Source organism: Campylobacter sp. CH186 (assembly GCF_004378925.1).
In the GTDB taxonomy this organism is placed as follows: domain Bacteria; phylum Campylobacterota; class Campylobacteria; order Campylobacterales; family Campylobacteraceae; genus Campylobacter_D; species Campylobacter_D jejuni.
This window is the reverse complement of the sequence record NZ_RYYB01000006.1, coordinates 52,726-74,015: the sequence shown is the minus strand read 5'-3', so window position 1 is coordinate 74,015 and position 21,290 is coordinate 52,726. Positions and strand designations below refer to the sequence as shown.

Sequence of the window (21,290 nt, the reverse complement as noted above, 5' to 3'; positions counted from 1 at the left end):
TTTATAGATATCTTTCTATTAAAAAAGGCAAAAACAATAAAAAAATTTCAAAAGGTAAAATCAAACAACTAATCCATCTAAAAGTGGCATATTTTCTAAATCTTCTTGCTCTTTTAAAACAAATAAAATGAAAAATTGCTAAAGCAAAAATCAAGATCCAAGAAAAAATCATTACCCAGATATTAAAATTTATTTGAAATTGTTTCATTGCTGATAATAAACAACCTGTAAAAATAATCAAAGCTAAAAATAAATAATAAATTGGTAAAAACAATCGTATTCTACGAATAAAAATGAATTCGGTTTTAAAATTCCCTTGTGTTAATATAAGATAAAAAAGCATTAAAAAACCGCTCGCATAAAGACTATAAAGATGTAAAGCTAAAAAGAATTCATAACTTTGATCCATTATTTTCCTTTATTTATAAAATCAGCTAAATTTTGAATTTGTTCATCACTTAAAAAACTGTGATTTTTATCTTTTTTCATTTTTATTTTTTGTATAAAAATTTTATTGCCTAAGGTTTTAATGGCCGTGCTGTTTTTAGGTTTTAATTCCCCTTTTTCTCCATGACAAGTGGCACATTTTTGTTTATATAAAGAGTTGATAATGCTAGGATTGACTTCATGTTCATCATCTGAACTTTGTACTTCATCATCCACAGGTAAAGGCAGGTTGGAGTCACTTAATTCTGTTTTTTCATCGTTTTGTTCTATTTGGACTACTTCTTGATCTGTATTTTGAGTCTTGGAAATATTTTTTTCATCATTAGAACAGGCAGATAAAACTAATAAAAAAAAACTTAAGGCAATTAAAATTTTAGCTTTTTGCATTAAATCTCCTTTGGATTTATAAAAATTTCTTCATTTTTTAATTTGTTGTAAAAATCTATATCATTCCATTCTGCTTTAATGCCATTGGAAAATTCTATGTCTTGAAGTGAAATTTTTGGCATTAGTTCACTATAGGCATCTTCTCTAAAACCTTGTGCATAGCCTGTTCTTGTTTCATGAACAATGATGCTTTGTAAAGTCACTCCTTGTTCTCCATTTACCATTTTTGTTTGTTTTAATAAAGCGTCTATAAGTATGAAAAATACACGACAAAAATTTTCAGCACTTACATTAACAGGCAGGCAAATCCAACGACTTGAATATTTTTTCATTTCTTCTAAATATTTTGCATCATCATATTTAAAAAGAGTGATAGCATGATCAAAACTATCAATAATTTGGCGTATATAGGTTTTTAAAAGTCCAAAATCATAGACCATTCCAGCATTATCTAAATATTTGCTTTCAAGTAAAACTTCAACTTTGTAAGAATGTCCATGAATGCTACTTTTGCAACGCTTAGAAGAACAAAATCTAACAATGTGTGCGTTTTCAAATTCAAATAATTTTCTTATAATCATACACCCTCTTTATCGTTCCAAAGACGAATATGAATTCTATCAGAATAATTATAACCATTCTTAATACAAAATTCAGCAATTTTTTGAGCATTTTTTTTAAGGTTTTGCTCATTTTCACCCATAGGCATACAAAAAATTTGATTTGGAGCTTCTTTTAGAATTTCATTGATTTCTAAAAATGAATTATCAAGGGTATTGGCATCTAAAACAAATTTATAAAAACTATCTTTTGCGTAATTTTTAAATGCTTTTAAAGCTTTAAAATTTAATCGTTTATCTTTTTTTATCCCACTATTTTGGAGTTTAACGCTTAAAGCAAAAATACATTCTTTGTAAAAAGGATATCTATCAAAATCAATTTCTATGCTTCCATTGCTTTCAAAGTGTATTTCGAATTTATTTTTTAATAACATTTGAATAAATTCTATAAATTCAGGATTTTCATAATGGATTAATGGCTCTCCACCTGTGATAACAACTATAGGATCAAAGTCTTGTTTTAATTTTGTTACTCTTTTTAAAAGTTCATTAGCATTTAAAGTTTCATAACTTTCTTTAAAATCTTTTGTGAAAACAGCCCTTATTGTATCGCATCCGATGAGAGTTTTATCGTTTTTTGATATTTTTACATTAAAACCTAAACAATTGAAATTACAACCAGCAAAACGCATAAAAATAGCTAATTTTCCATTATATTTTCCTTCTCCTTGAATGCTTAAGAAACTTTCAACAAGTTGCAAAATTAACCTCCAGTTTGATAAAAAGCACGAGATGAGGTTTCATTATCAACAACACTCCATTTATTTTTTTCTGGTTTATTTCTTAATACTTCTTGTAATATTTCTACAGCGGCTTTAATATCACCTTTTCGAACCGCTTCTTTTATGCTTAATGCTTCATCAAAATAAAGGCAAGGTATTAACAAGCCTTCAGCACTTAAGCGTATGCGATTGCAAGAATCGCAAAATTCATGGCTATGAGGATCTATAATTCCAAATTCATAATCATCTGCCTTATAAATACTCACAGGTGCTTTTTCATCTTTTTTTATAAGTTGAATTTGATATTTTTGACTCAAAATTTGTATAATTTCATCTCTTTTTAATCCTTGTAATTTACCATAAGCATGAGTGTTTTCCATAAATTCTATAAAGCGAATTTGAGCTTTTTTTGATTTTGCAAATTCCAAAAGAGATATCAGTTCATCATCGTTTAAATTTTTAAGAGCTACAGTATTAAGTTTTACTTTCAAATCTAGATTTAAAGCTTCATCAATTCCAGATAAAACACTATCTAATATATCTTTTTGCGCAAGAGTTTTTGCTTTTTTGTGATCTAGGGTATCAAGTGAAATATTAAGTCGTTTAAGTCCAGCATTTTTTAGGTCTTTAGCGAAGTCTTTTAGTAAAAATCCATTTGTAGTTATAGCAAGGTCAATATCTCTTTTATAATCGCTAATCATTTTTATAAAAATACTTAAATCTTTTCTTAATAAAGGTTCCCCACCTGTTATACGGATTTTTTCAATTCCTTCGTCTATAGCTGCTTTAACAAATAAAAAAAGTTCTTCGAAGCTTAATAAATTTTCTTTTGGCTGATAATCGAAAGGAATTTTTGGCATACAATAAAGGCAGCGAAAGTTACATCTTTGTGTAACTGAAATTCTAAGATAATTTATCTTTCTACCGAATTGATCTATAAGCATTTATTTTCCATTCTATTTTATTAATTTCTTAAATTTTAAGACAAGTTCTACATTTCCAGTGCCAATGCGTAAATCTTTAGCGATTTGTTCTATGCTTTTTCCTTCTTTGAAAAGATTTTCTATTTTTTGTTCTTCTGTATCGTAATTTGGTGTAAGTTTAGCCATGCTTTGTGCTTTTTGTTCTAAATTTAAAAGACGATTTTGTTGTTCATTTTGAAAATCTTCTATGATATGTTCCATAGTTTTTAGTGTTCTTAAAACAGGAGTGATTTTTGAACTGATTTGTTTATCAAGTTCAATCATAATTTCTTCTTTTAAAAGAGAGGTTTTATAGTCTTCATCCTCTTCACTATCATCTTTAACTCCTAATTCTTTACGAAAATAATGAAGTTCTTTGGTAATATCTTCTATCACATTTTGAAGTTTTGCTATTTTTGCATTATTTTCTCTTTCTTTGATATTCATGTAGGCTAGCATTGCAATTAAAAGCACAATTATAAAAACTAAATAAAGTACATCATCACTCATTCTTGGCCTTTCTTATTTCTTATCATATTTCTTTGAATTTCAACAACAAAAGCATCAAAAGCCATTTTGTCTTCAGGCTTAATTTTGATAATTTTTGCCAATGTTTGACTTTGAGCTTTGATAAAAATAGCTATTTTTTGATTATTTAAATCAAATCTTAAATAATATTCTTTATCTTCTTCTAAAATAGTATCCAAAAAATTTAGATATTCAAAATTTAAAGATTCTATTACCCCTTTTTGTTTAAGTGGTATAAGTTCTTTATTTTTATCTAAAGAATTTTCAAGCCTTAAAATATCTTCTTTTAGACTTAAAAGAAGATCAAAAATAATTTTTTCACCCTCATCAAAATCAATGCGTAAAGCAAGTTTTTTCCATTTTAAAATTTGAGAAATTGCTCCAAGTTTTAGGTATTCTCCAAGAAAACGGTTATTTTCTATTTCACAACATTCTAAATGAGCTTCAAATCCTGCTTTAAAAAGTGTTAATTCCATAATAAATCAATCCAAATAAAAATAAAAAAGATAATACTTAAATAACCATTTAGAGTAAAAAATGCTCTATCAATATGAGCAAAATTCTTGTGAACAATTTTATGTTCCAAGGTTAAAATAATACCGCTTATAATTACTCCAATAAGTGCTATTTTTCCAAGTGCTACACCCCAAACTTCCCACACAAAAAGAAGCCAAAATAATACCGCTAAAATATGGCAAAAAGCTGATATAAATAAAGTAGTCTTTGAACCAAATTTAGCAGGAATAGAGTGAAGTCCTATTTTTTTATCATACTCCATATCTTGTAAAGAATAAAGCAGATCAAACCCAGCTGTCCAAAAAGTTACACCTAAACATAAAATAACGCTATAAATGTGAATTTCACCCATAATTATAACACTTCCTGCAATAGGCGCAAGTCCTAAACAAAATCCCAAAACTAAATGCGCTAAAGAACTAAAGCGTTTAAAAGCTGAATAAATAGCCAATACAAAAAGCACAGGAAAAGACAAATAAAAGGCCAAGGTATTAATAAAATAAGAACATGATATAAAAATAAGTGCATTAATAATAATAAAAATCCATACACTTTTTCTACCTATTTTTCCACTGACATTAGGGCGATTTGCACAACGAGGATTATCCTTATCTATATCTTCATCCATTAAACGATTTGTAGCCATCGCAAAATTTCTTGCACTTACCGCACAAATAATGCCTAAAATCAATGCCTTAAAACCAAACCAAGCAGTGTCATTTGCAAGTTTTGATGCTACAATCATAGAGGAAAATAAAAAAGGCAAAGCAAAAATAGAATGCTTAAATACTACAAGTTCTAAAATATCTTTAAATTTTATCCAGAATGTGTTCATTTTTCTACTTTAAAATATTTTTTGCTATGATTTTACTAAAATTTTTATAAATTTTAGGATAAATATTAAAATGTTTTTTGAAATAGCATTAATAGGAACAACCGCGAGTGGAAAAACATACATAGCCAATACTTTAGCAAGAGAATTTGATGCTGTTGTTTTAAGTCTTGATAGTCTTTGTGTTTATAAAGAGATTAATATAGCAAGTGCCAAGCCTTCACAAGATGATCTTGCGAGTATAAAATACTTCGGGGTAAATTTATTGAGTGTGAATGAACATTTTAATGTTGAGTTATTCATAAGGGAATACCAAAAAGCAAAAGAATTTGCTTTAGCTAGAAATTTGCCTCTGATTATAGTAGGTGGAACTGGATTTTATTTAAAAACTATGATAGATGGTTTAAGTGAAAAAACTTTAGAGCCACATAGTTCTTTAAATAATGATGAAATTTATGCTCTTTTATTAAATATTGATCCAAACTATAAAATAGAAAAAAATGATACTTATAGATTAAAAAAATGGCTGGGTATTTATGAACAAACAAGAGAAATTCCTAGTGAATTTTTAAAAAGAACACAAAAAACTGGGGTGCTTAAAGATATAGAAATTTATGAGCTTGCGTGGGATAAAGAAATTTTAAAAAAACGTATTAAAACTAGAACAAAAGAAATGCTTGATAATGGGCTTTTAGATGAAGCAAAAATTCTTTTTTCTAAATTTGATCATAAACTTAAAGCATTAAATTCTATAGGTTTGAAAGAGTGTAAAGAGTATTTAGATGGAGAAATTTCCTTTAAAGAGCTTGAAAATTTAATCACGATACATACTACGCAGCTTGCCAAAAGACAAAGAACTTTTAATAAAAAATTTCAAAGTAAAGCCTTGGAATTTGATAAAGCTTTAGCTACTTTAAGAATGAAATTTTCAATCGAAAAATAAATGTTCTATTAGAATTTTTACTCCTAGTATAATTAAAACCAATCCGCCTAAAAGTTCAGCTTTATTTTTAAGATAAATTCCAAATTTATTTCCTATTTTTAGAGCAATGATGCATAAAATGAAGGTGATAATACCTATTAAAAATATAGCTAATAATAAATTTACATTTAAAAATGCAAAACTCACACCAACTGCTAATGCATCGATACTCGTAGCAATTGCTAAAGCTAGCATGGTTTTAAAGCCAAATTGGTTGGCATTACTATCGCAATTTTCATTTTCCAATGACTCTTTGATCATTTTTAATCCTATTAAAGAAAGTAAAATAAAAGCTATCCAATGATCAATGCTCGCAATAAAAGATATAAAAGTTATGCCTATAAAATAACCAATAGTTGGCATCAAGGCTTGAAATCCACCAAAATAAATCCCAACAATAAGATAATGTTTTAAATGTAGTTTTTTAACACTAAAACCTTTGCATAGCGATACAGCGAAAGCATCCATTCCTAAAGCACAGGATAAAAAAATAAGACTATAAAAATCCATAATAAATCCTAAAAAATTTTATAAAAAATTGAAGATGAAATTATAATCAAACAAAAATAAAAATCACATAATTTTGATATATTTAATTAAATTTTAAGAAATAAATATATATAATTCAATTTCATTTTTATTTTTTACTCCTTAAAAGTGGCCCATTCGTCTAGCGGTTAGGACATCGCCCTTTCACGGCGGTAACACGAGTTCGAGTCTCGTATGGGTCACCACTTTTTAATTTTTCTTTTAAAATAATGATTTTTTCATTTTTTCTGTTAAAAATTTAATAAATATTAATAATTTATTTTGTAGAATACGAATAGCTTTTGATATAAGTCTATTATAGACTTATATCAAGGCTGGGCATTATTGAGCTGATGTTTGCTCTTTTGTTTTTTTGTGAGTTTTAGCTTCATGTTTTTTATCAGCTTTAGCTTTTGAATGATGAGCTTTTGTATGTGTTTGATTCACATTGCTTGGAGTATTAGCTGCAAAAACATTAACTGCGAAAGCACCTAGTAATGCTGAGATTAGTACAACTTTTTTCATATTTTCCTCCTTATGAATAATTTTTAGTTGCAAATTAATTGTAATTATTAAAAATCAACAAATAGATATTTTTTGTAAAAATATTTCAAAAAAATATAATTTTTTATATATATTTAAATTTTTATTAAAATATATTATAAATATATCTTATTTTATTATAGGTTAAACAAATAGAAATTTTACCCACCAAGCTTTTAAGATGTTTTTACTCTTTTTAATATTATTATGGTAATATTTTCAATATCAAACTAAAAATAAAGGAGAAATTATGTTTGAATTAAGAAAATTACCTTATGATACTAATGCTTTTGGTGATTTTTTGAGTGCTGAAACTTTTAGCTATCATCATGGAAAACATCACAATACTTATGTTACAAATCTAAATAATCTTATTAAAGATACTGAATTTGCAGGCAAAGATCTTGTAAGTATTATTAAAACTTCAAATGGGAGCGTATTTAATAACGCAGCTCAAGTTTATAATCATGATTTTTATTTTGATTGTATTAAGCCAAGTGCAGGCTGTGGCTGTGGTGGTTCATGTCAAAGTATGGATGCTAATTTACAAGCGGCACTAGAAAAAGAATTTGGATCTTTAGAAAATTTCAAAGCTGAATTTATCAAAGGTGCTACAGGAGTTTTTGGTTCAGGATGGTTTTGGTTAGTTTATAATACTAAAAATCAAAAACTAGAATTTGTAGGTACTTCAAACGCAGCTACACCAATTACTGAAGATAAAGTTCCTTTACTTGTTGTAGATGTTTGGGAACATGCTTATTATGTAGATCATCGCAATGCACGCCCTGCTTATTTAGAGAAATTCTATGCTCATATCAATTGGGAATTTGTTGCAAAAGCTTATGAATGGGCTTTAAAAGAAGGTATGGGATCGGTTAGCTTTTACGCAAATGAACTTCATCCTGTAAAATAATTTTAATCCTTTTTGTGCTAGAATGGATTTTGACATTAAGTCAAAATTCTATACAAAAAGGCTGAAAATGGATAATTCTTTATCTGCATATACTCAAAAATATGACAAAGAAGGTTATGGACTTCAATATCCTGATGGTCATGTTATAAGATTTTATGAGAGGATCTTAAAATACAAACTAAACAAAACAAGCGGAAAATTGCTTGATTTTGGTTGTGGAAATGGAGTGCATTCTGGGTATTTTAAAAATATAACAGGGGGGGGGTATAGAGCCTTATGGCATTGATATAGTTCCTAGTTTAAAAAAAGTTTGGGAAAAAGATCCTTGCTTAGATTCTAAAAATTTTCACATCATATCTCCTAATTCTAGTTTTAAAAAACTCTTCAATACAAAAATGGATTTTATATTTGCGAATCAAAGCTTATATTATCTTACAAAACAAGCTTTTAAAGAAGCTGTGCAAGAATTTTATGAATTATGCAATGAAGGGGCTGTTATATTTGCAACCATGATGAGCGATAAAGGCTATAGTATGTATGAAAGAGGAGAACTTATGGATAATGGCTTGCGTGAAGTAAAAGGATGTCCAAGTGGTAGATTAAGCGGTTCTTCATATATACGCTTTACTAAAGACATAGAAGAATTAAAAGAAGATTTTAAACCTTTTAAACCTTTATTTTGGGGAGATTATGAATTAATTAATCTGTATAATTTTGAAGGCAGTGTGGATCACTTTATTTATATAGGACAAAAGTAAGTGCTTTAGCACTTACTCCCCTAAACTCGGAGTCATTTCGATAATCTTCCAAGGAAGTCCTTGAGAATTCAGCTCTTCCATAAAAGGCTTAGCGTCAAATTCTTCCATATTAAATACGCCTTTTCCTTGCCAAATTCCTTTAGCGATTAATTTCGTGCCTATCATAGCGGGAACACCTGTAGTATAGCTCACAGCTTGTGCACCAGTTTCTTTATAGCATTCTTCGTGATTGCAAACATTATAAATATAAACTTGTTTGTCTTTTCCATCTTTTTTACCACGAATTACACAACCTATATTGGTATAACCTTTAGTGCGTGGTCCCAAACTTGCAGGATCAGGAAGTAAGGTTTTTAAAAATTCTATAGGAATGATTTCTTTTCCTTGGTGCATTACAGGTTTAATCCCTAGCATTCCAACATTTTCAAGACATTTCATGTGAGTTAAATAACTTTGTCCAAAGGTCATAAAAAAGCGTATTCTTTTTAAACCTTTGATATTTTTTACCAAACTCTCAAGCTCTTCGTGATAAAGCAAATAGCTATCTTTCACACCTACTTCTGGGTAATCCCATTCCATTTTTATTTCCATCGGTTCTGTTTCTATCCACTTGCCATTTTCCCAATAACGCCCTTTAGCAGAAACCTCACGCAGATTGATTTCAGGATTAAAATTGGTCGCAAAAGCATAGCCATGATCACCTGCATTGCAATCTAAAATATCTATATAAGAAATTTCATCAAATAAATTTTGTTGTGCATAAGCACAAAAAACATTAGTTACACCAGGATCAAATCCACTTCCTAAAAGTCCTAAAATTCCTGCTTGTTTAAACTCATCATTTCTCGCCCATTGCTCTTTGTATTCAAATTTAGCTAAATCAGGATGTTCATAATTTGCCGTATCTACATAATCAATCCCTGCTTTTATACAAGCATCCATTAAACTCAAATCTTGATAAGGCAAAGCAACATTGAGTAAAATTTGTGCTCCTGTTTTCTTGATAAGTTCTACAACCGCATTGCTATCATCAGCATCAATTTGCGCCGTTTCAATTTGAACCCCTAAACGCTCTTTGATAAAAGCAGCGATTTCATCACATTTGCTTTTTGTTCTACTAGCTAAAGTGATTTTGCTAAAAGTATCAGAATTCATTGTGCATTTTACAGTAGCCACACGACTTACCCCACCTGCGCCTATGATTAAAAGATTTTTCATGAAATTTGTCCTTAAAAGATTTTTAGGAATTTTAGCTAAAAATTGATAATATCAAAATTTATTTTTTCTTCTAAGTTATAATTTGAGCTTAATAACATAAAAAATTCTATATTTTTATATCTTAACTTAAGTCTATAAAAAGCCCCTAAAAATTCTTTTTGTAAAATTTTAGCCTCAAAGCGATTTCCTATTTTAAGTTCTGCATAACCAAAAATATAATTTTTTGAAGCTATCCAAGCAAAAAATTCATCTTCTAAATCAAGTTTTTTTTCTATGATATTTAAATCAGGTAAAATTTGCGCACTTTTAAAATCAGGCTTAAAATAAAGCTCTTTAGGATTTGCATGAGCTAAAATTTTTCCTTTTTCTAAAAAAGCGATTTGATCAGACATGCAATAAGCATCTTCAATATCATGAGTTACCATAATAGCTGTAATGCTTTGATTTTCAATCATTTTTTTCAATTCTCTTCTTAAATCTTGTTTTAAATTTTGATCCAAATTAGAAAAAGGTTCATCTAAAAGCAAAAGCTTACATCCTCTTGCTATAGCTCTAGCAAAAGCCACTCTTTGCGCTTGCCCTCCTGAAATTTCATCGATTTTTTTATATCTTAAATCTTCAATTTCAAAAGTTTTAAGCAAATGATTTAAAATTTGATTTTTATCTTTTTTATCATAAAGTGCAAAAAGTATGTTTTTCTCAACATTTAAATGAGGAAATAAAGCATAATTTTGAAACATCAAAGCCACTTCACCTTTGCAAGAAAACAAATCATAAGAACTAGCTTGTTCAAGCTTAGCAATAATTCTTAAAAGCGTGCTTTTTCCGCTTCCACTACCTCCTAAAATGCTTAAAAATTCTCCTTCTTTGACATGAAGATTGATATTTTCTAAAGCTTGTATTTTTCCGAAATTTTTAGATAAATTTTTAATTTCTAACATCATCTTTCCTTGTGATTTTATCCATCCAAACAACAACCATTAAAGAAAGAAAAACGATAAACAAGGAAGGCAAAGCTGCATCATAAATTCTTTCATCGCTTGCAAACCAGAAAGCTTTAACACTTAAAGTTTCAAAGCCAAAAGGCGCTAAAATTCTACTTAAAGGAAGTTCTTTAATCGTATCAATAAAAACAATAATAAAAGCCAAAAATAAAAAATGTTTCATTAAAGGTGTGTGAATTTTAAAAAATAAAATAAAATAACTCGCTCTTAAATTTAAACTTGCTTCATCAATATTTAGATGAATTTTATTATAACCCCCTTCTAAAGAATAAATTGCACCTGCTAAAAAACGAATTATATAAGCAAAAACAAGAACAAGTAAAGAATTTCCCAATAAACTCATGTGAAAAAATTTATCCAAAAATACAAAAAGCACTATAATGCTAATCCCTAAAGCAGCAGCAGGTATAGAATAACCCAAAGAACTTATTTTTAAAATAAATAAATTAAAAAAATGATTCTTAACTATCCTAGAACTAAACATCAAAAAATAAGCTAAAAAAGTGGTAATTAAAGCAGTGATTAAAGCTAAGATTATAGTTTGAAAACTGATAATATAAAATTGCGATTCAAAAAGCTTATGATCTTTTAGTCCCCAATAAACTAGCCAAATAAAAGGTAAAATAAAACCTACAAAAGCAATCATAAAACAATAAATACAGGATAGAATTTGTTTAATAGGATTTAATTTTCTTTTTTTGATAAAAAGAGTTAAATTTTGATTAAAACTATAATGATGTTTATTTTTATAATAATAATCCACATACATAATCAAAAATACAAAAAGCATTAAAATACCCGATAAAACACTAGAAGAATAAGAATCATTCAAATCATACCAGAGTTTAAAAATTCCAGCCGAAAAAGTATCCACTCCCAAATAAGCACTTGCACCATAATCACTCAAAGTTTCCATTAAAACCAATAAAGCTCCAGAAAAAATGGCAGGTCTTGCACTCAAAAGTGCCACGCGTGTAAAAAATCTAAATTCAGAATATTTCATGATTTTAGCTACTTCATAAGCCTCTTTAGCTTCACTTTTAAAAGCTGTTTTAGCAAATAAATAAATATAAGGATATAAAGAAATAGCCAAAACAAAAATAACACCATAATGATTGAAAAAATCTATCCTAAAGCCAAAATTTTCGTGAAAAAATCCTTGAAAATCCATAATTCCCACATAAACAAAGGCTAAAATATAAGCAGGTATGGCTAAGGGTAAAATGAGTAATTTTTCTAAAATTTTACAGAAATAAAAATCATAATTTGCGATCAAATAAGCAGAACTCACACCCAAAATCAAGCTTAAACACAATACTCCCACGCTAATTATAAAAGTATCTTTGATGAATTTTAAAAATAAATAATCAAAAAAATGACTCAAATTTTCTTTAATAGATGAAAATTGGGTTAAATTACTTGTATTAAAATTTTGAAATAAAATATAAAAAAGTTCAGCAAAAATACCAAAAATAGGTAAAGCAAGAAAAAGGGCAAGTAAAATTGCCCCGAGTTTATAGTATTTTAGGGTTTTATACATTATCTAAAACCGACTTCATCGTAAATTTTAACCGCTTCTTTAATATTTTCTGCTATCTTACTCACAGGGATTTGATCTTCTTTGAAAGTTCCAAAATCTTTTACCGTTTGGCTTAATTCTACATCATTTCTTATAGGAAATTCATAATTACTATCAGTAAGAATTTTTTGAATTTCAGGACTTAACATAAATTCCATAAATTTTTTAGCCGCATCTTGATTTTTACTTGATTTTGTCATAGCAATACCGCTAATGTTAATATGCGTTCCTCTATTGTCTTGATTAGGAAAAATAATACCCAAAGAATTCCCCACTTCTACATCTTTTGGATTTTTAGAATTCTTTAAAAGTCCTATATAATAAGTATTCATAACTGCAAATTTAGCTTCGCCTGCAAATACTTGTCTGGCTTGATCTCTATCTCCACCCTTTGGATTTGTCGCAAGATTATCAAGCACACCTTTAGCCCATGCTTTAGCCTCTTTATTTCCATCATTAGCTATAATAGATGCTAAAAGAGTTTTGCTATAAGGAGCTGTAGCACTTCTCATAACAATTTCTCCTTTAAATTCAGCTCTTGCTAAATCTTCATAATTTTTCATTTTGCTAATATCGATATTTGCGTTTTTGTTGTAAGCAATAATTCTTGCTCTTTTTGTGATCGCAAACCATTCTTTATCCTTATCTCTTAAATGAGCAGGTATAAATTCTTCTAAATATTTTGATGAAACAGGAGATAAAAGTCCTAAATTTTTAGCTTCTGTAAGATTTGAAATATCAGCTGTGATGAAAATATCAGCAGGGGAATTACTTCCTTCAAGAGAAAGCCTTTTAATAAGTTCTGAAGCTTTAGCTTGAGTATGATTGACCTTAATACCTGTTTTTTCTTCGAATTTTTTGATGATTTCAAAATCAGCATCATAATGTCTTGCTGAGTAAATATTAAGCTCACTAGCACCTAAAAATGAAAAAGCCGTTAAAAACATAAGAAAGATTTTTTTCATATTTTATCCTTTATTGAGAATTATACTCGGTTTTATTAAGATCTTTAAAATCAGTATGAGAATGTTCAGAGCAAGCAAAAGCAAAGCCAACGCATAGTAAAAATAAAATTATTTTTTTCATAGACATTAATTCCTTTTTAGATATTTTGATAAGAAATATTAATATTAAAAAGTAAATATGACGTAATCTTTATATTTTTATATTTCTTTAAAGAATAAAGAGGTTTATTTTTGACACATGTGTTGATAAATTTATGATTTTTAATAAACTCTTGATTAAATAAAGTTGATTAAAATTTTTCTTTTAAAAGGTGGTAGCATGTTTTCTTCATTTTTTGCAAGTAAAAAATGGGCTTTATGGGCTTATTTGGGACTTTTTTTACTGTTATTTTTCTTATATATACAAACAAGCTTAAACGTTGCAATCAATTCATGGTATAGTGATTTTTACAATGTTTTACAAAAGCCAAAAATAGAACTTTTGGATTCTAATTCTACGCAAAAAATAGAAGAAAATCTTGAAAATAATACCACTTTAATCCAAGAGGCTAATCAAAGAGCTGAGCAAAATTTCCAAAAAGCTAATTTTATCAATAAAGGCGCATTGTATTATTATCAAAATTTATTAGAATATTTTTTCAACTCTAGGGCTATGATTGAAAAGCCAAATTATTCAGCAAATGATTTTTATGCTTTGATTTTAGTTTTTTTGGCTATTGCTATTCCTTATGTTTTAATCGCTACGATTAATATCTATTTTGCTAGCGTCTATGCTTTTAAGTGGCGTGAGGCTATGACTTTTTCTTATTTAAAATTTTGGAAAAATAAAGATGATAATATAGAAGGAAGTTCGCAAAGAATTCAAGAAGATACTTATAATTTTTCTAAAATCGTAGAGAGTTTAGGACTTAGTTTTATAAAAGCTTTGATGACCCTTGTAGCATTTATTCCGATTTTATGGAGTTTAAGTGATGTTGTGAGTAAAGCTTTATTTGCAAATTTAAGCGAAAATTCTTCTTTTTATTTTTTAAAAAACATTGATGGTTTGCTTGTTTATATTGCACTTTTGATTTCTTTAGGAGGCTTGGTTGTGTCATGGTTTGTAGGTATTAAGCTTCCTGGACTTGAATATAACAATCAAAAAGCTGAAGCAGCTTTAAGAAAAGAGCTTGTTTATGCTGAGGATAATCGCAAAGAATACGCTAAAAATGAGACTATGATAGAGCTTTTTACAGGGCTTAAATTTAACTATAAAAGACTTTTTTTACATTATGGATATTTTAATATTTGGCTCATTTTATTTGAGCAAATGATAGTTATAGTGCCATTTTTAATCATGGCACCAGGGCTTTTTGCTGGAGCTATAGGACTTGGTATTGTAATGCAGATTAACAATGCTTTTGATCAAGTACGAAGCTCTTTTAGTGTTTTTATCACAAACTGGACAACTATCACTCAACTTAGAAGTATATATAAGCGTTTAAAAGAATTTGAGAAAAATATTTCTTATAAGTCTTAGTTTTTTCTTATAAAATACAAGAAAAAATTCAAATATTAAATTTACTTTTAATTGTGTATAATAAGGTTTAATAATATTTTATTTCTTAAGGAGCTTCATTGGACCCCAGTCAGGTTTTGGATTTAAACCAAACTTCTACAGCATCTTTTGATGCAGGATATTCTATACTTATGGTTGTTGTTGCACTTGCTCTAGTGTTTTTAAATGGTTTTTTTGTTTTGTCTGAATTTAGTATTGTTAAAGTACGTCGTTCCAAGCTTGAAGAGATGGTAAAAGAAAAAAAAGCTGGTGCCAAGAAAGCTTTGGAGGTTACTTCAAGACTTGATACTTATCTTAGTGCTTGTCAATTAGGAATCACTTTAAGTTCTCTAGCTCTTGGTTGGATAGGTGAGCCTGCTATTGCAAAAATGCTAGAAATTCCGCTTATTAATCTTGGTTTTAGCACTGTTATTATCCATACTATAGCTTTTATTATTGCTTTTAGTATTATTACTCTTTTACATGTGGTTTTAGGAGAACTTGTGCCAAAAAGTATAGCTATTGCAGTTGCAGATAAAGCGGTTTTATTTATAGCTAGACCTCTTCATTGGTTTTGGATACTCTTTTTGCCTTGTATTAAAATTTTCGATTTTTTAGCAGCTATAAGTTTGAAACTTTTTGGAATAAAACCTGCTAAAGAAAGCGAGCTAACTCATAGCGAAGAAGAAATTAAAATCATAGCAAGTGAGAGTCAAAAAGGTGGAGTTTTAGATGAATTTGAAACAGAGATCATACGCAATGCTGTTGATTTTTCAGATACTGTTGCTAAAGAGATTATGACTCCTAGAAAAGATATGATTTGTCTAAATAAACAAAAAAGTTACGAAGAAAATATGCAAATCATTTGTGAACATAAACATACTCGCTTTCCTTATATTGACGGTTCTAAAGATACTATTTTAGGGATGATACACATACGAGATATAATACAAAATGAATTAAGCCATAAAAGTCAAAATTTAGATACTTTTGTTAAACCTTTGATTTTAGTTCCTGAAAATATCAGCATTTCAAAAGTACTTGTAATGATGAATAAAGAACGCTCTCATACTGCATTAGTAGTTGATGAGTATGGTGGAACTGCTGGAATTTTAACCATGGAAGATATCATGGAAGAAATTATTGGCGAAATTAAAAGCGAGCATGAAGAAGACAGCTATAAAAAACTTGCTGAAAATATCTATGAATTTCAAGGACGATGCGATATAGAAACTGTTGAAGAAATGCTTGTAATAAACTATAATGAGGATTTAGAACAAGTTACTATAGGTGGATATGTATTTAATCTTTTAGGACGCTTGCCTATAGTAGGAGATCGCATTGAAGATGAACTTTGTTACTATGAAGTTAAAAAAATGGATGGGAATTCTATAGAGCGTGTTAAGGTGGTTAAAAAAACAAATAAAGATGAAGAATAAGCCTCTTTAGGCTTATTTCTTTTTGTAAATTTGGTTTTTAATTTCTATACACTCAAAACCTTTTTTATCTAGTGTAACTACGCGTAAATATCCACCATCATCTATTTTACCCTCGCATAAAAATACTCTTTTGGCTATTTTCATAGGAAGTTTTTCTTTATTTCTGTGTCCAAAGATTTGATAAAGATTGTCCGAGGTGAAATTACAAAATTGATTTGCTATTTTTTGACTGTCTTCATATCCACCTACACCATAAATAAAATCATGGCTTGGTATAAAACTTATTTTTTCAGGTTTGGAGGGTATAAAATTTACTCCTCCATGTGAACAAAATATGAATTTATTTTGGAATTTGTAGTATAAACATTCTTTTAGATGAGGATAGAGTTTTCTAGCATCTCTTGGAGTAAGTTTTTCTTTTCTAAAATCCTTTAAAGTATTTTCATTAAATTCTTTGGAATTTGACAATTCTCCATTAGCCCATTTTATAAGATGTCTTTCGTGATTTCCTTCTAGTAAGCATACATTTTCTTTTTCACAAATTTTTAAAAGAAATTTTATTACTTTGCCATTTTCTATACCTCTGTTGATATAATCTCCTAAAAATATATAAAATTCATCTTCTTTGATTGTTTTAATGTATTCTTTTAAAACACTATAACAACCTTGTAAATCTCCTATATGATGAATTTTTTTGTATTTGCTTAAATTTGGCATTTGGTAAAGACATTTTTTCCAGTCACTTGAGTCTAAAATTGCGTATTTTTTTGGATTTTTTTTGAGTAAATCTTGAGTTTTTTCCAAAAGAGCATAAGGGATGATATATCCATTTTTTTTAGCTTCTAAAAGATTTTTTTCTTGACATTGTTTTAAAGAGCTATCAAAAACAATAACATACATTTTATAGCGATATTGTTTAGCTAAGTCTTTATAAATTTTTAATGTTTCATTGTAAGCGTTTATGATGCAAAACTCACCTTTTTGCATACGCATTTCTAGAAGTTTGAGTAAAATTTTACTCAAATCTTCATCATTTTTAACATTTAAAATTTTATATTCACTGACTATATTTTTAACGCTTCCTGATAAAAGACGCAAAGCATTTAAATCAAGTGTATAATTTTGAAGTTTATTATTTTTGATAAATTCTTCTTGTCCTGCGTAATAATTCCCTCTTAAAACAAGTAAGATTCTCACATTCTTTGCCTAGATTTTCTTTAAAAATTCAGTTTTTAAAACAATAACGCCAAATTTATCTACTCTAGCCTCAATTTCACCTTCTTTAGAAGTGAGCTTAATATTTTTTATAGTAGTTCCACGTTTTAAAGTTGTACTTGCACCTTTAACCTTAAGATCTTTTATTGCACTCACGCTATCACCTGCGTTAAGTTCTGTTCCATTAGCGTCTTTAGCCATTTTTTTCCTTTCTTTGATCTAAAATATTTAAAATTTGCACCACTAAAGCAAAAACCATAGCAGTATAAATATATGCCTTATCAATATGAATATCAAAACTTTCAGCAACTAAAACTACGCCTATTAACACCAAAAAAGCTAAGGCTAAAATTTTAATGCTTGGATATTTTTCAACGAAATTTGCTATAGGTTTAGAAGCAAAAAGCATCACAGCTACTGCGATAATAACAGCGATAATCATGATGGTTACATCTTGAGCAATTCCTACTGCGGTAATAACACTATCAAGCGAAAACACTATGTCAATCACAGCAATTTCAGCTACAACTATCCAAAGTTTATTGCTTGCTTTAAAATGACTTTGACTTTCTTCTTGATGAGAAATTTGCTCTTTAATTTCTTTAATAGACTTTACAATCAAGAAAAGCCCACCTAGTAAAAGAACCAGATCTCTTCCTGAAATTTCATTGCCTAATACACTAAACAAAGGTGTTACAAGTTTCATCACCCAAAAAAGAGATAAAAGAAGTAAAATTCTTGTAATCATTGCAAAAGCTAAACCTAAAATACGTCCTTTATCACGATGTTTAGGGGGTAGTTTACTTACTAAAATAGCTAAAAAAATGATATTATCTATCCCTAGTACAATTTCAAGAGCACTTAAAGTAGCTAAAGTAATCCAAGCATCAATACTAAATATCCATTCAAACATAAATTTCCTTGAAAATTTTAAAATTTTTTAAAGCGATATTTTATAGTTTTAAAGCAAATACCTTTAATTCTTTAAGAAAAAATTTCAATCACACTTAAGGGTAAAATTTCATGTTCTAGACTATGAATTTTTTCTTCAAATTCTTCAAAACTCAAATTTCTTTTTTCAAAAGCTTTTTGAGCTATAATCATTCCACCATCAAGTTCTTCACTGACCCAATGCACACTCACACCAGCCACTTTCATATCACTTTCATAACTTTCTTTAATCGCATGTGCTCCTTTAAAAAGTGGCAATAAAGAAGGATGAAGGTTAATTGCCTTAATATTTTTTGTAAAAACAGGGCTTAAAATTCTCATAAAACCTGCTAATACAGTAAGATTTGCTCCACTTTCTTTGATTTTTTGTACCAAAATTGCATCAAATTCTTCACGAGTATTATAAGCCTTATGATCAACAATGACAGTATCAAGGCCAAATTTTTTTGCTCTTTGTATACCAAAAGCGTCTTTTTTATTGCAAAGGCAAAGTACTACTTCATAGGTATTTTCCCTTATGGTTTTTTTATGAAGTTTTTCTAAAATATTTTCTAAATTACTTCCATTTCCACTAAAAAGTACAGCTAATTTTACAAGCATTTTAATCCTTTGATAAGTTTTAAAGCGTCAAAGCTATTTTTATTAAATTTATATTTTTTTGCAACAAGTCCATGAGCTAAAGTAGCATTTTTTACTGCTTCTAAAGCGCTAAAACCAAAACCTAAATGTGCAGCAATCATTCCACTTAAAACATCTCCGCTCCCACCTTTAGCTAAGGCTTGATTTCCTAAATTTACAACAAATAATTTTTCTTTTTGCACAATAATAGGATTTGCTCCTTTTAAAACAAGAACACAATCATAATTTTGTGAAAATTTTCTAGCATAGAAAAAGCGATTTTTTTGCAATGTTTCTATATCTAAATCCTCATCAAAGCACATTTTATAAAGTTTTATAAATTCTTTTGGATGAGGGGTTATAACGACATCTTTTCTGTTTAAATACCAAAGCAAAGCCTCACTTAAAAAGCAGTTTGCATCCAAGATCAAAGGAGTGTTTTGCAAAATTTCATCTTTTAGAAAATCCAAATTTTCAAGCCCCATACCTAAAGCAATAGCACTTGCATTATTTTCAATTTTTTCTTTTAACATCAAAAGAGGCGAGAAACTTTTTTGTGCTACTAAAGAAACAAGACCTGCTCCAAAATTTAAGGCTCCAAGTCCTGCTAAAGTTCCAGCACTTGCATTGGCAACTATATAAATATGGCCAAAATTTCCTTTATTGGCGTTGATTTTTCTATCTATAGTTTTTAAATCTTTTTTTTCAAGCAAAAAAGCTTGAGAATTAGGGTAAAATTGCTTAGAGTTAATGCCTAAATTGGCTATTTTAATCCTTCCTACAAATTCCTTAGCAAAATCTTCAAGTAAAATTTCCTTTAAAGCTCCCATGCAAAGTGTAATATCAGCTTTAAAACAAGGATAAAATCCCAAATTTGTAGGTATATCACAAGCTATTTTTAAAGCCTTGCTTTGATTAACTTTTTGAATGATTAAACTTGTTTTTTCATCTAAACAACGATTTGAACCTGTGCCTAAAATACAATCAACAATAATATGAAATTTCTTAAAATCGGGTTCTTTTTTACAAAATTTAAAAGCATAATTTTGTAAAATTTGCTCTTGTTTTTTAAAAAGCGTATTTTCTTTAAAGCCTATTTTATAAGCTTTAGCGTGTTTTAAATTTCTTAAAGCCACCAAGCCATCTGAAGCGTTGTTACCCCCACCTAATAAAAAAAGTATTTTTACTTTTTTAATCTTGCATTGAATGCGAATTTTTTTAGCTTCTTTTTTAATTAGCTTAGCTAAATTTAATCCCGCATTTTCCATTAAAATAAGCTCATCTAAGCCTTTATTTATAGCATTTTGTTCTAAAATTTTTATATTATCAATAATAGCTTTCATAATCTTTTTTCACCAAAAAATATATATTTTTTTCTCTTTCTTCTTCAAATTTTTTCATTTTGGGTAAAAATTTCTGGATCAAAGCACGAAAATTCTTAAAACCATAATTTTGTGGATGAAAATCCGAGTATTTGCGGTTCATATTAGTGCGGATTTGTGCGTATTCGGCACGCCCTTTTTCATCGATAAGCTGTTCGGTGATATTGATTAAAGCTCTTAAATAATCCTTACTTAAAATATCTTCTTTTTTACTCTCATCTTTATCTAAATAAAAAAATTCACTAAAAGCATTTATATAAGATTTTATAGACTTTTCAAGCCCCATTCCTATAACTTGTTTTTTATTTTCTCTTAATTTTTGAATGAGTGAAGTATAATCACTATCGCTTGAAACAATAACAAAAATATCTATATTTTTTTCATAAAATATGGACATGATTTCAGTGATTAAATACATATCGCTTGAGTTTTTGTTGGCTGCAAAATTAAATTGTTGCATAGCGATTAAAGAATATTCAGCAATTTGCTCTCTCCAACCTTGTATATTTTTTTGAGTCCAATCCCCATAAATGCGTTTAATGATAACCTCTCCATAATCTGAAGCGATATCAAAAATACTTTTAGCGTATTTTGCAGGGATATTTTCTGCATCTATAAAGATAGCTATACTTTTATTTTCCATT

The 21,290-nt window shown here is 28.5% G+C and carries 27 protein-coding genes and 1 tRNA gene; 7 read left to right on the top strand and 21 right to left on the bottom strand.

Annotated elements, in window-relative coordinates; all coding sequences use genetic code 11:
- Position 1 precedes the first annotated feature (1 nt).
- The 8 genes from ELQ09_RS06630 to mqnP are packed head-to-tail and all read right to left on the bottom strand — an operon-like array spanning position 2 to position 5,017.
- Positions 2 to 409, bottom strand: a complete 408-nt coding sequence (locus ELQ09_RS06630; protein WP_070316676.1) for a hypothetical protein — start codon at positions 407 to 409, stop codon at positions 2 to 4.
- Positions 409 to 834, bottom strand: coding sequence for a cytochrome c (locus ELQ09_RS06625; RefSeq protein WP_070316675.1), 426 nt, complete (start codon positions 832 to 834; stop codon positions 409 to 411). The genes ELQ09_RS06630 and ELQ09_RS06625 overlap by 1 nt, the downstream gene beginning before the upstream one ends.
- Positions 834 to 1,415 (bottom strand): 6-carboxytetrahydropterin synthase, encoded by a 582-nt coding sequence (locus tag ELQ09_RS06620; RefSeq protein ID WP_002858675.1) that lies wholly within the window; start codon positions 1,413 to 1,415, stop codon positions 834 to 836. Before ELQ09_RS06620 ends, ELQ09_RS06625 begins: the two co-directional genes overlap by 1 nt.
- Positions 1,412 to 2,155, bottom strand: a complete 744-nt coding sequence (locus ELQ09_RS06615) for a 7-carboxy-7-deazaguanine synthase QueE (protein WP_052776107.1) — start codon at positions 2,153 to 2,155, stop codon at positions 1,412 to 1,414. The genes ELQ09_RS06620 and ELQ09_RS06615 overlap by 4 nt, the downstream gene beginning before the upstream one ends.
- A 2-nt stretch (positions 2,156 to 2,157) precedes the next feature.
- Positions 2,158 to 3,120 (bottom strand): GTP 3',8-cyclase MoaA, encoded by a 963-nt coding sequence (gene moaA / locus ELQ09_RS06610; protein ID WP_052776106.1) that lies wholly within the window; start codon positions 3,118 to 3,120, stop codon positions 2,158 to 2,160.
- Between the two features lie 12 nt (positions 3,121 to 3,132).
- Entirely contained in the window at positions 3,133 to 3,648 is a 516-nt protein-coding gene (locus ELQ09_RS06605) for a hypothetical protein (protein ID WP_002851715.1), read from the bottom strand.
- Positions 3,645 to 4,142, bottom strand: a complete 498-nt coding sequence (locus ELQ09_RS06600; protein ID WP_002854663.1) for a hypothetical protein — start codon at positions 4,140 to 4,142, stop codon at positions 3,645 to 3,647. The genes ELQ09_RS06605 and ELQ09_RS06600 overlap by 4 nt, the downstream gene beginning before the upstream one ends.
- Positions 4,133 to 5,017 (bottom strand): menaquinone biosynthesis prenyltransferase MqnP, encoded by an 885-nt coding sequence (mqnP, locus tag ELQ09_RS06595; protein ID WP_134263851.1) that lies wholly within the window; start codon positions 5,015 to 5,017, stop codon positions 4,133 to 4,135. Before mqnP ends, ELQ09_RS06600 begins: the two co-directional genes overlap by 10 nt.
- 70 nt (positions 5,018 to 5,087) lie before the next feature.
- Here mqnP and miaA point away from each other — a divergent pair, with 70 nt between their 5' ends.
- Complete coding sequence (gene miaA, locus ELQ09_RS06590) at positions 5,088 to 5,957, top strand: tRNA (adenosine(37)-N6)-dimethylallyltransferase MiaA (RefSeq protein WP_052825531.1); 870 nt, start codon at positions 5,088 to 5,090, stop codon at positions 5,955 to 5,957.
- Here the strand turns inward: miaA and ELQ09_RS06585 are convergent.
- Complete coding sequence (locus ELQ09_RS06585) at positions 5,943 to 6,506, bottom strand: manganese efflux pump MntP family protein (protein ID WP_052825530.1); 564 nt, start codon at positions 6,504 to 6,506, stop codon at positions 5,943 to 5,945. The two genes, miaA and ELQ09_RS06585, sit on opposite strands and share 15 nt — an antisense overlap.
- A gap of 149 nt (positions 6,507 to 6,655) precedes the next feature.
- Here ELQ09_RS06585 and ELQ09_RS06580 point away from each other — a divergent pair.
- Positions 6,656 to 6,730: transfer RNA gene (locus ELQ09_RS06580), tRNA-Glu, on the top strand.
- 136 nt (positions 6,731 to 6,866) lie between these two features.
- Here ELQ09_RS06580 and ELQ09_RS06575 read toward each other — a convergent pair.
- Complete coding sequence (locus ELQ09_RS06575; protein ID WP_052825529.1) at positions 6,867 to 7,049, bottom strand: hypothetical protein; 183 nt, start codon at positions 7,047 to 7,049, stop codon at positions 6,867 to 6,869.
- Positions 7,050 to 7,317: 268 nt separating this feature from the next.
- Here ELQ09_RS06575 and sodB point away from each other — a divergent pair, with 268 nt between their 5' ends.
- From sodB to ELQ09_RS08420, 3 genes are all read left to right on the top strand, one after another.
- Positions 7,318 to 7,980: a superoxide dismutase [Fe] gene (gene sodB / locus ELQ09_RS06570; RefSeq protein ID WP_052825528.1), complete on the top strand. Its 663-nt coding sequence runs from the start codon at positions 7,318 to 7,320 to the stop codon at positions 7,978 to 7,980.
- A 67-nt stretch (positions 7,981 to 8,047) separates the two neighbouring features.
- Positions 8,048 to 8,266: a hypothetical protein gene (locus tag ELQ09_RS08425; RefSeq protein ID WP_052825527.1), complete on the top strand. Its 219-nt coding sequence runs from the start codon at positions 8,048 to 8,050 to the stop codon at positions 8,264 to 8,266.
- A 109-nt stretch (positions 8,267 to 8,375) separates the two neighbouring features.
- The gene (locus ELQ09_RS08420) at positions 8,376 to 8,738 is read left to right on the top strand and encodes a hypothetical protein (protein WP_052825526.1); all 363 of its coding nucleotides are present in this window, start codon (positions 8,376 to 8,378) and stop codon (positions 8,736 to 8,738) included.
- A gap of 12 nt (positions 8,739 to 8,750) precedes the next feature.
- On the opposite strand, the gene ELQ09_RS06555 is transcribed toward ELQ09_RS08420, so the two are convergent.
- From ELQ09_RS06555 to ELQ09_RS06535, 5 genes are read right to left on the bottom strand one after another with little or no spacing between them, the layout of a single operon-like run.
- Positions 8,751 to 9,956, bottom strand: coding sequence for a saccharopine dehydrogenase family protein (locus ELQ09_RS06555; protein ID WP_052825525.1), 1,206 nt, complete (start codon positions 9,954 to 9,956; stop codon positions 8,751 to 8,753).
- 35 nt (positions 9,957 to 9,991) lie between these two features.
- On the bottom strand, positions 9,992 to 10,900 hold the full coding sequence (locus ELQ09_RS06550) for an ABC transporter ATP-binding protein (RefSeq protein WP_079460951.1): 909 nt from the start codon (positions 10,898 to 10,900) through the stop codon (positions 9,992 to 9,994).
- Entirely contained in the window at positions 10,884 to 12,500 is a 1,617-nt protein-coding gene (locus ELQ09_RS06545) for an iron ABC transporter permease (protein ID WP_052825523.1), read from the bottom strand. The genes ELQ09_RS06550 and ELQ09_RS06545 overlap by 17 nt, the downstream gene beginning before the upstream one ends.
- Positions 12,500 to 13,504 (bottom strand): Fe(3+) ABC transporter substrate-binding protein, encoded by a 1,005-nt coding sequence (locus ELQ09_RS06540; RefSeq protein WP_052825522.1) that lies wholly within the window; start codon positions 13,502 to 13,504, stop codon positions 12,500 to 12,502. Before ELQ09_RS06540 ends, ELQ09_RS06545 begins: the two co-directional genes overlap by 1 nt.
- Before the next feature lie 10 nt (positions 13,505 to 13,514).
- Positions 13,515 to 13,631 carry a hypothetical protein gene (locus ELQ09_RS06535; protein ID WP_011812694.1) on the bottom strand — a complete coding sequence of 39 codons (117 nt, stop codon included), beginning with the start codon at positions 13,629 to 13,631 and terminating at the stop codon, positions 13,515 to 13,517.
- A 192-nt stretch (positions 13,632 to 13,823) separates the two neighbouring features.
- On the opposite strand from ELQ09_RS06535, the gene ELQ09_RS06530 reads away from it, so the two are divergent.
- A complete protein-coding gene (locus ELQ09_RS06530; RefSeq protein ID WP_044305710.1) occupies positions 13,824 to 15,023 on the top strand; it encodes a putative transporter in 1,200 nt (399 codons plus the stop codon).
- A gap of 98 nt (positions 15,024 to 15,121) precedes the next feature.
- A complete protein-coding gene (locus ELQ09_RS06525) occupies positions 15,122 to 16,480 on the top strand; it encodes a hemolysin family protein (protein WP_134224904.1) in 1,359 nt (452 codons plus the stop codon).
- A gap of 12 nt (positions 16,481 to 16,492) precedes the next feature.
- On the opposite strand, the gene ELQ09_RS06520 is transcribed toward ELQ09_RS06525, so the two are convergent.
- The 6 genes from ELQ09_RS06520 to ELQ09_RS06495 all read right to left on the bottom strand — a co-directional run bounded on the left by ELQ09_RS06520 (position 16,493) and on the right by ELQ09_RS06495 (position 21,289).
- Positions 16,493 to 17,677, bottom strand: a complete 1,185-nt coding sequence (locus ELQ09_RS06520; RefSeq protein ID WP_134224903.1) for a metallophosphoesterase — start codon at positions 17,675 to 17,677, stop codon at positions 16,493 to 16,495.
- Between the two features lie 9 nt (positions 17,678 to 17,686).
- A complete protein-coding gene (locus tag ELQ09_RS06515; protein WP_070316669.1) occupies positions 17,687 to 17,896 on the bottom strand; it encodes an alkylphosphonate utilization protein in 210 nt (69 codons plus the stop codon).
- The gene (locus ELQ09_RS06510) at positions 17,889 to 18,608 is read right to left on the bottom strand and encodes a TerC family protein (protein ID WP_134224902.1); all 720 of its coding nucleotides are present in this window, start codon (positions 18,606 to 18,608) and stop codon (positions 17,889 to 17,891) included. The genes ELQ09_RS06515 and ELQ09_RS06510 overlap by 8 nt, the downstream gene beginning before the upstream one ends.
- Positions 18,609 to 18,679: 71 nt before the next feature.
- Positions 18,680 to 19,246 (bottom strand): phosphoribosylglycinamide formyltransferase, encoded by a 567-nt coding sequence (purN, locus tag ELQ09_RS06505; protein ID WP_070316667.1) that lies wholly within the window; start codon positions 19,244 to 19,246, stop codon positions 18,680 to 18,682.
- Positions 19,237 to 20,607: an NAD(P)H-hydrate dehydratase gene (locus ELQ09_RS06500; protein ID WP_134263850.1), complete on the bottom strand. Its 1,371-nt coding sequence runs from the start codon at positions 20,605 to 20,607 to the stop codon at positions 19,237 to 19,239. The genes purN and ELQ09_RS06500 overlap by 10 nt, the downstream gene beginning before the upstream one ends.
- Positions 20,591 to 21,289, bottom strand: coding sequence for an NYN domain-containing protein (locus ELQ09_RS06495; protein WP_002937165.1), 699 nt, complete (start codon positions 21,287 to 21,289; stop codon positions 20,591 to 20,593). Before ELQ09_RS06495 ends, ELQ09_RS06500 begins: the two co-directional genes overlap by 17 nt.
- Position 21,290: the final 1 nt, after the last annotated feature.

Bases quoted from the DNA above. Each gene is read 5' to 3' on its own strand.
- moaA (WP_052776106.1), bottom strand. From the start codon at position 3,120: ATGCTTATAGATCAATTCGGTAGAAAGATAAATTATCTTAGAATTTCA.
- ELQ09_RS06495 (WP_002937165.1), bottom strand. From the start codon at position 21,289: ATGGAAAATAAAAGTATAGCTATCTTTATAGATGCAGAAAATATCCCT.
- ELQ09_RS06585 (WP_052825530.1), bottom strand. From the start codon at position 6,506: ATGGATTTTTATAGTCTTATTTTTTTATCCTGTGCTTTAGGAATGGAT.
- ELQ09_RS06545 (WP_052825523.1), bottom strand. From the start codon at position 12,500: ATGTATAAAACCCTAAAATACTATAAACTCGGGGCAATTTTACTTGCC.
- ELQ09_RS06620 (WP_002858675.1), bottom strand. From the start codon at position 1,415: ATGATTATAAGAAAATTATTTGAATTTGAAAACGCACACATTGTTAGA.
- ELQ09_RS06515 (WP_070316669.1), bottom strand. From the start codon at position 17,896: ATGGCTAAAGACGCTAATGGAACAGAACTTAACGCAGGTGATAGCGTG.
- ELQ09_RS08420 (WP_052825526.1), top strand. From the start codon at position 8,376: ATGGATTTTATATTTGCGAATCAAAGCTTATATTATCTTACAAAACAA.
- purN (WP_070316667.1), bottom strand. From the start codon at position 19,246: ATGCTTGTAAAATTAGCTGTACTTTTTAGTGGAAATGGAAGTAATTTA.
- ELQ09_RS06625 (WP_070316675.1), bottom strand. From the start codon at position 834: ATGCAAAAAGCTAAAATTTTAATTGCCTTAAGTTTTTTTTTATTAGTT.
- ELQ09_RS06630 (WP_070316676.1), bottom strand. From the start codon at position 409: ATGGATCAAAGTTATGAATTCTTTTTAGCTTTACATCTTTATAGTCTT.
- ELQ09_RS08425 (WP_052825527.1), top strand. From the start codon at position 8,048: ATGGATAATTCTTTATCTGCATATACTCAAAAATATGACAAAGAAGGT.
- mqnP (WP_134263851.1), bottom strand. From the start codon at position 5,017: ATGAACACATTCTGGATAAAATTTAAAGATATTTTAGAACTTGTAGTA.
- miaA (WP_052825531.1), top strand. From the start codon at position 5,088: ATGTTTTTTGAAATAGCATTAATAGGAACAACCGCGAGTGGAAAAACA.
- ELQ09_RS06530 (WP_044305710.1), top strand. From the start codon at position 13,824: ATGTTTTCTTCATTTTTTGCAAGTAAAAAATGGGCTTTATGGGCTTAT.
- sodB (WP_052825528.1), top strand. From the start codon at position 7,318: ATGTTTGAATTAAGAAAATTACCTTATGATACTAATGCTTTTGGTGAT.
- ELQ09_RS06575 (WP_052825529.1), bottom strand. From the start codon at position 7,049: ATGAAAAAAGTTGTACTAATCTCAGCATTACTAGGTGCTTTCGCAGTT.
- ELQ09_RS06535 (WP_011812694.1), bottom strand. From the start codon at position 13,631: ATGTCTATGAAAAAAATAATTTTATTTTTACTATGCGTTGGCTTTGCT.
- ELQ09_RS06555 (WP_052825525.1), bottom strand. From the start codon at position 9,956: ATGAAAAATCTTTTAATCATAGGCGCAGGTGGGGTAAGTCGTGTGGCT.
- ELQ09_RS06510 (WP_134224902.1), bottom strand. From the start codon at position 18,608: ATGTTTGAATGGATATTTAGTATTGATGCTTGGATTACTTTAGCTACT.
- ELQ09_RS06550 (WP_079460951.1), bottom strand. From the start codon at position 10,900: ATGATGTTAGAAATTAAAAATTTATCTAAAAATTTCGGAAAAATACAA.
- ELQ09_RS06600 (WP_002854663.1), bottom strand. From the start codon at position 4,142: ATGGAATTAACACTTTTTAAAGCAGGATTTGAAGCTCATTTAGAATGT.
- ELQ09_RS06605 (WP_002851715.1), bottom strand. From the start codon at position 3,648: ATGAGTGATGATGTACTTTATTTAGTTTTTATAATTGTGCTTTTAATT.
- ELQ09_RS06540 (WP_052825522.1), bottom strand. From the start codon at position 13,504: ATGAAAAAAATCTTTCTTATGTTTTTAACGGCTTTTTCATTTTTAGGT.
- ELQ09_RS06500 (WP_134263850.1), bottom strand. From the start codon at position 20,607: ATGAAAGCTATTATTGATAATATAAAAATTTTAGAACAAAATGCTATA.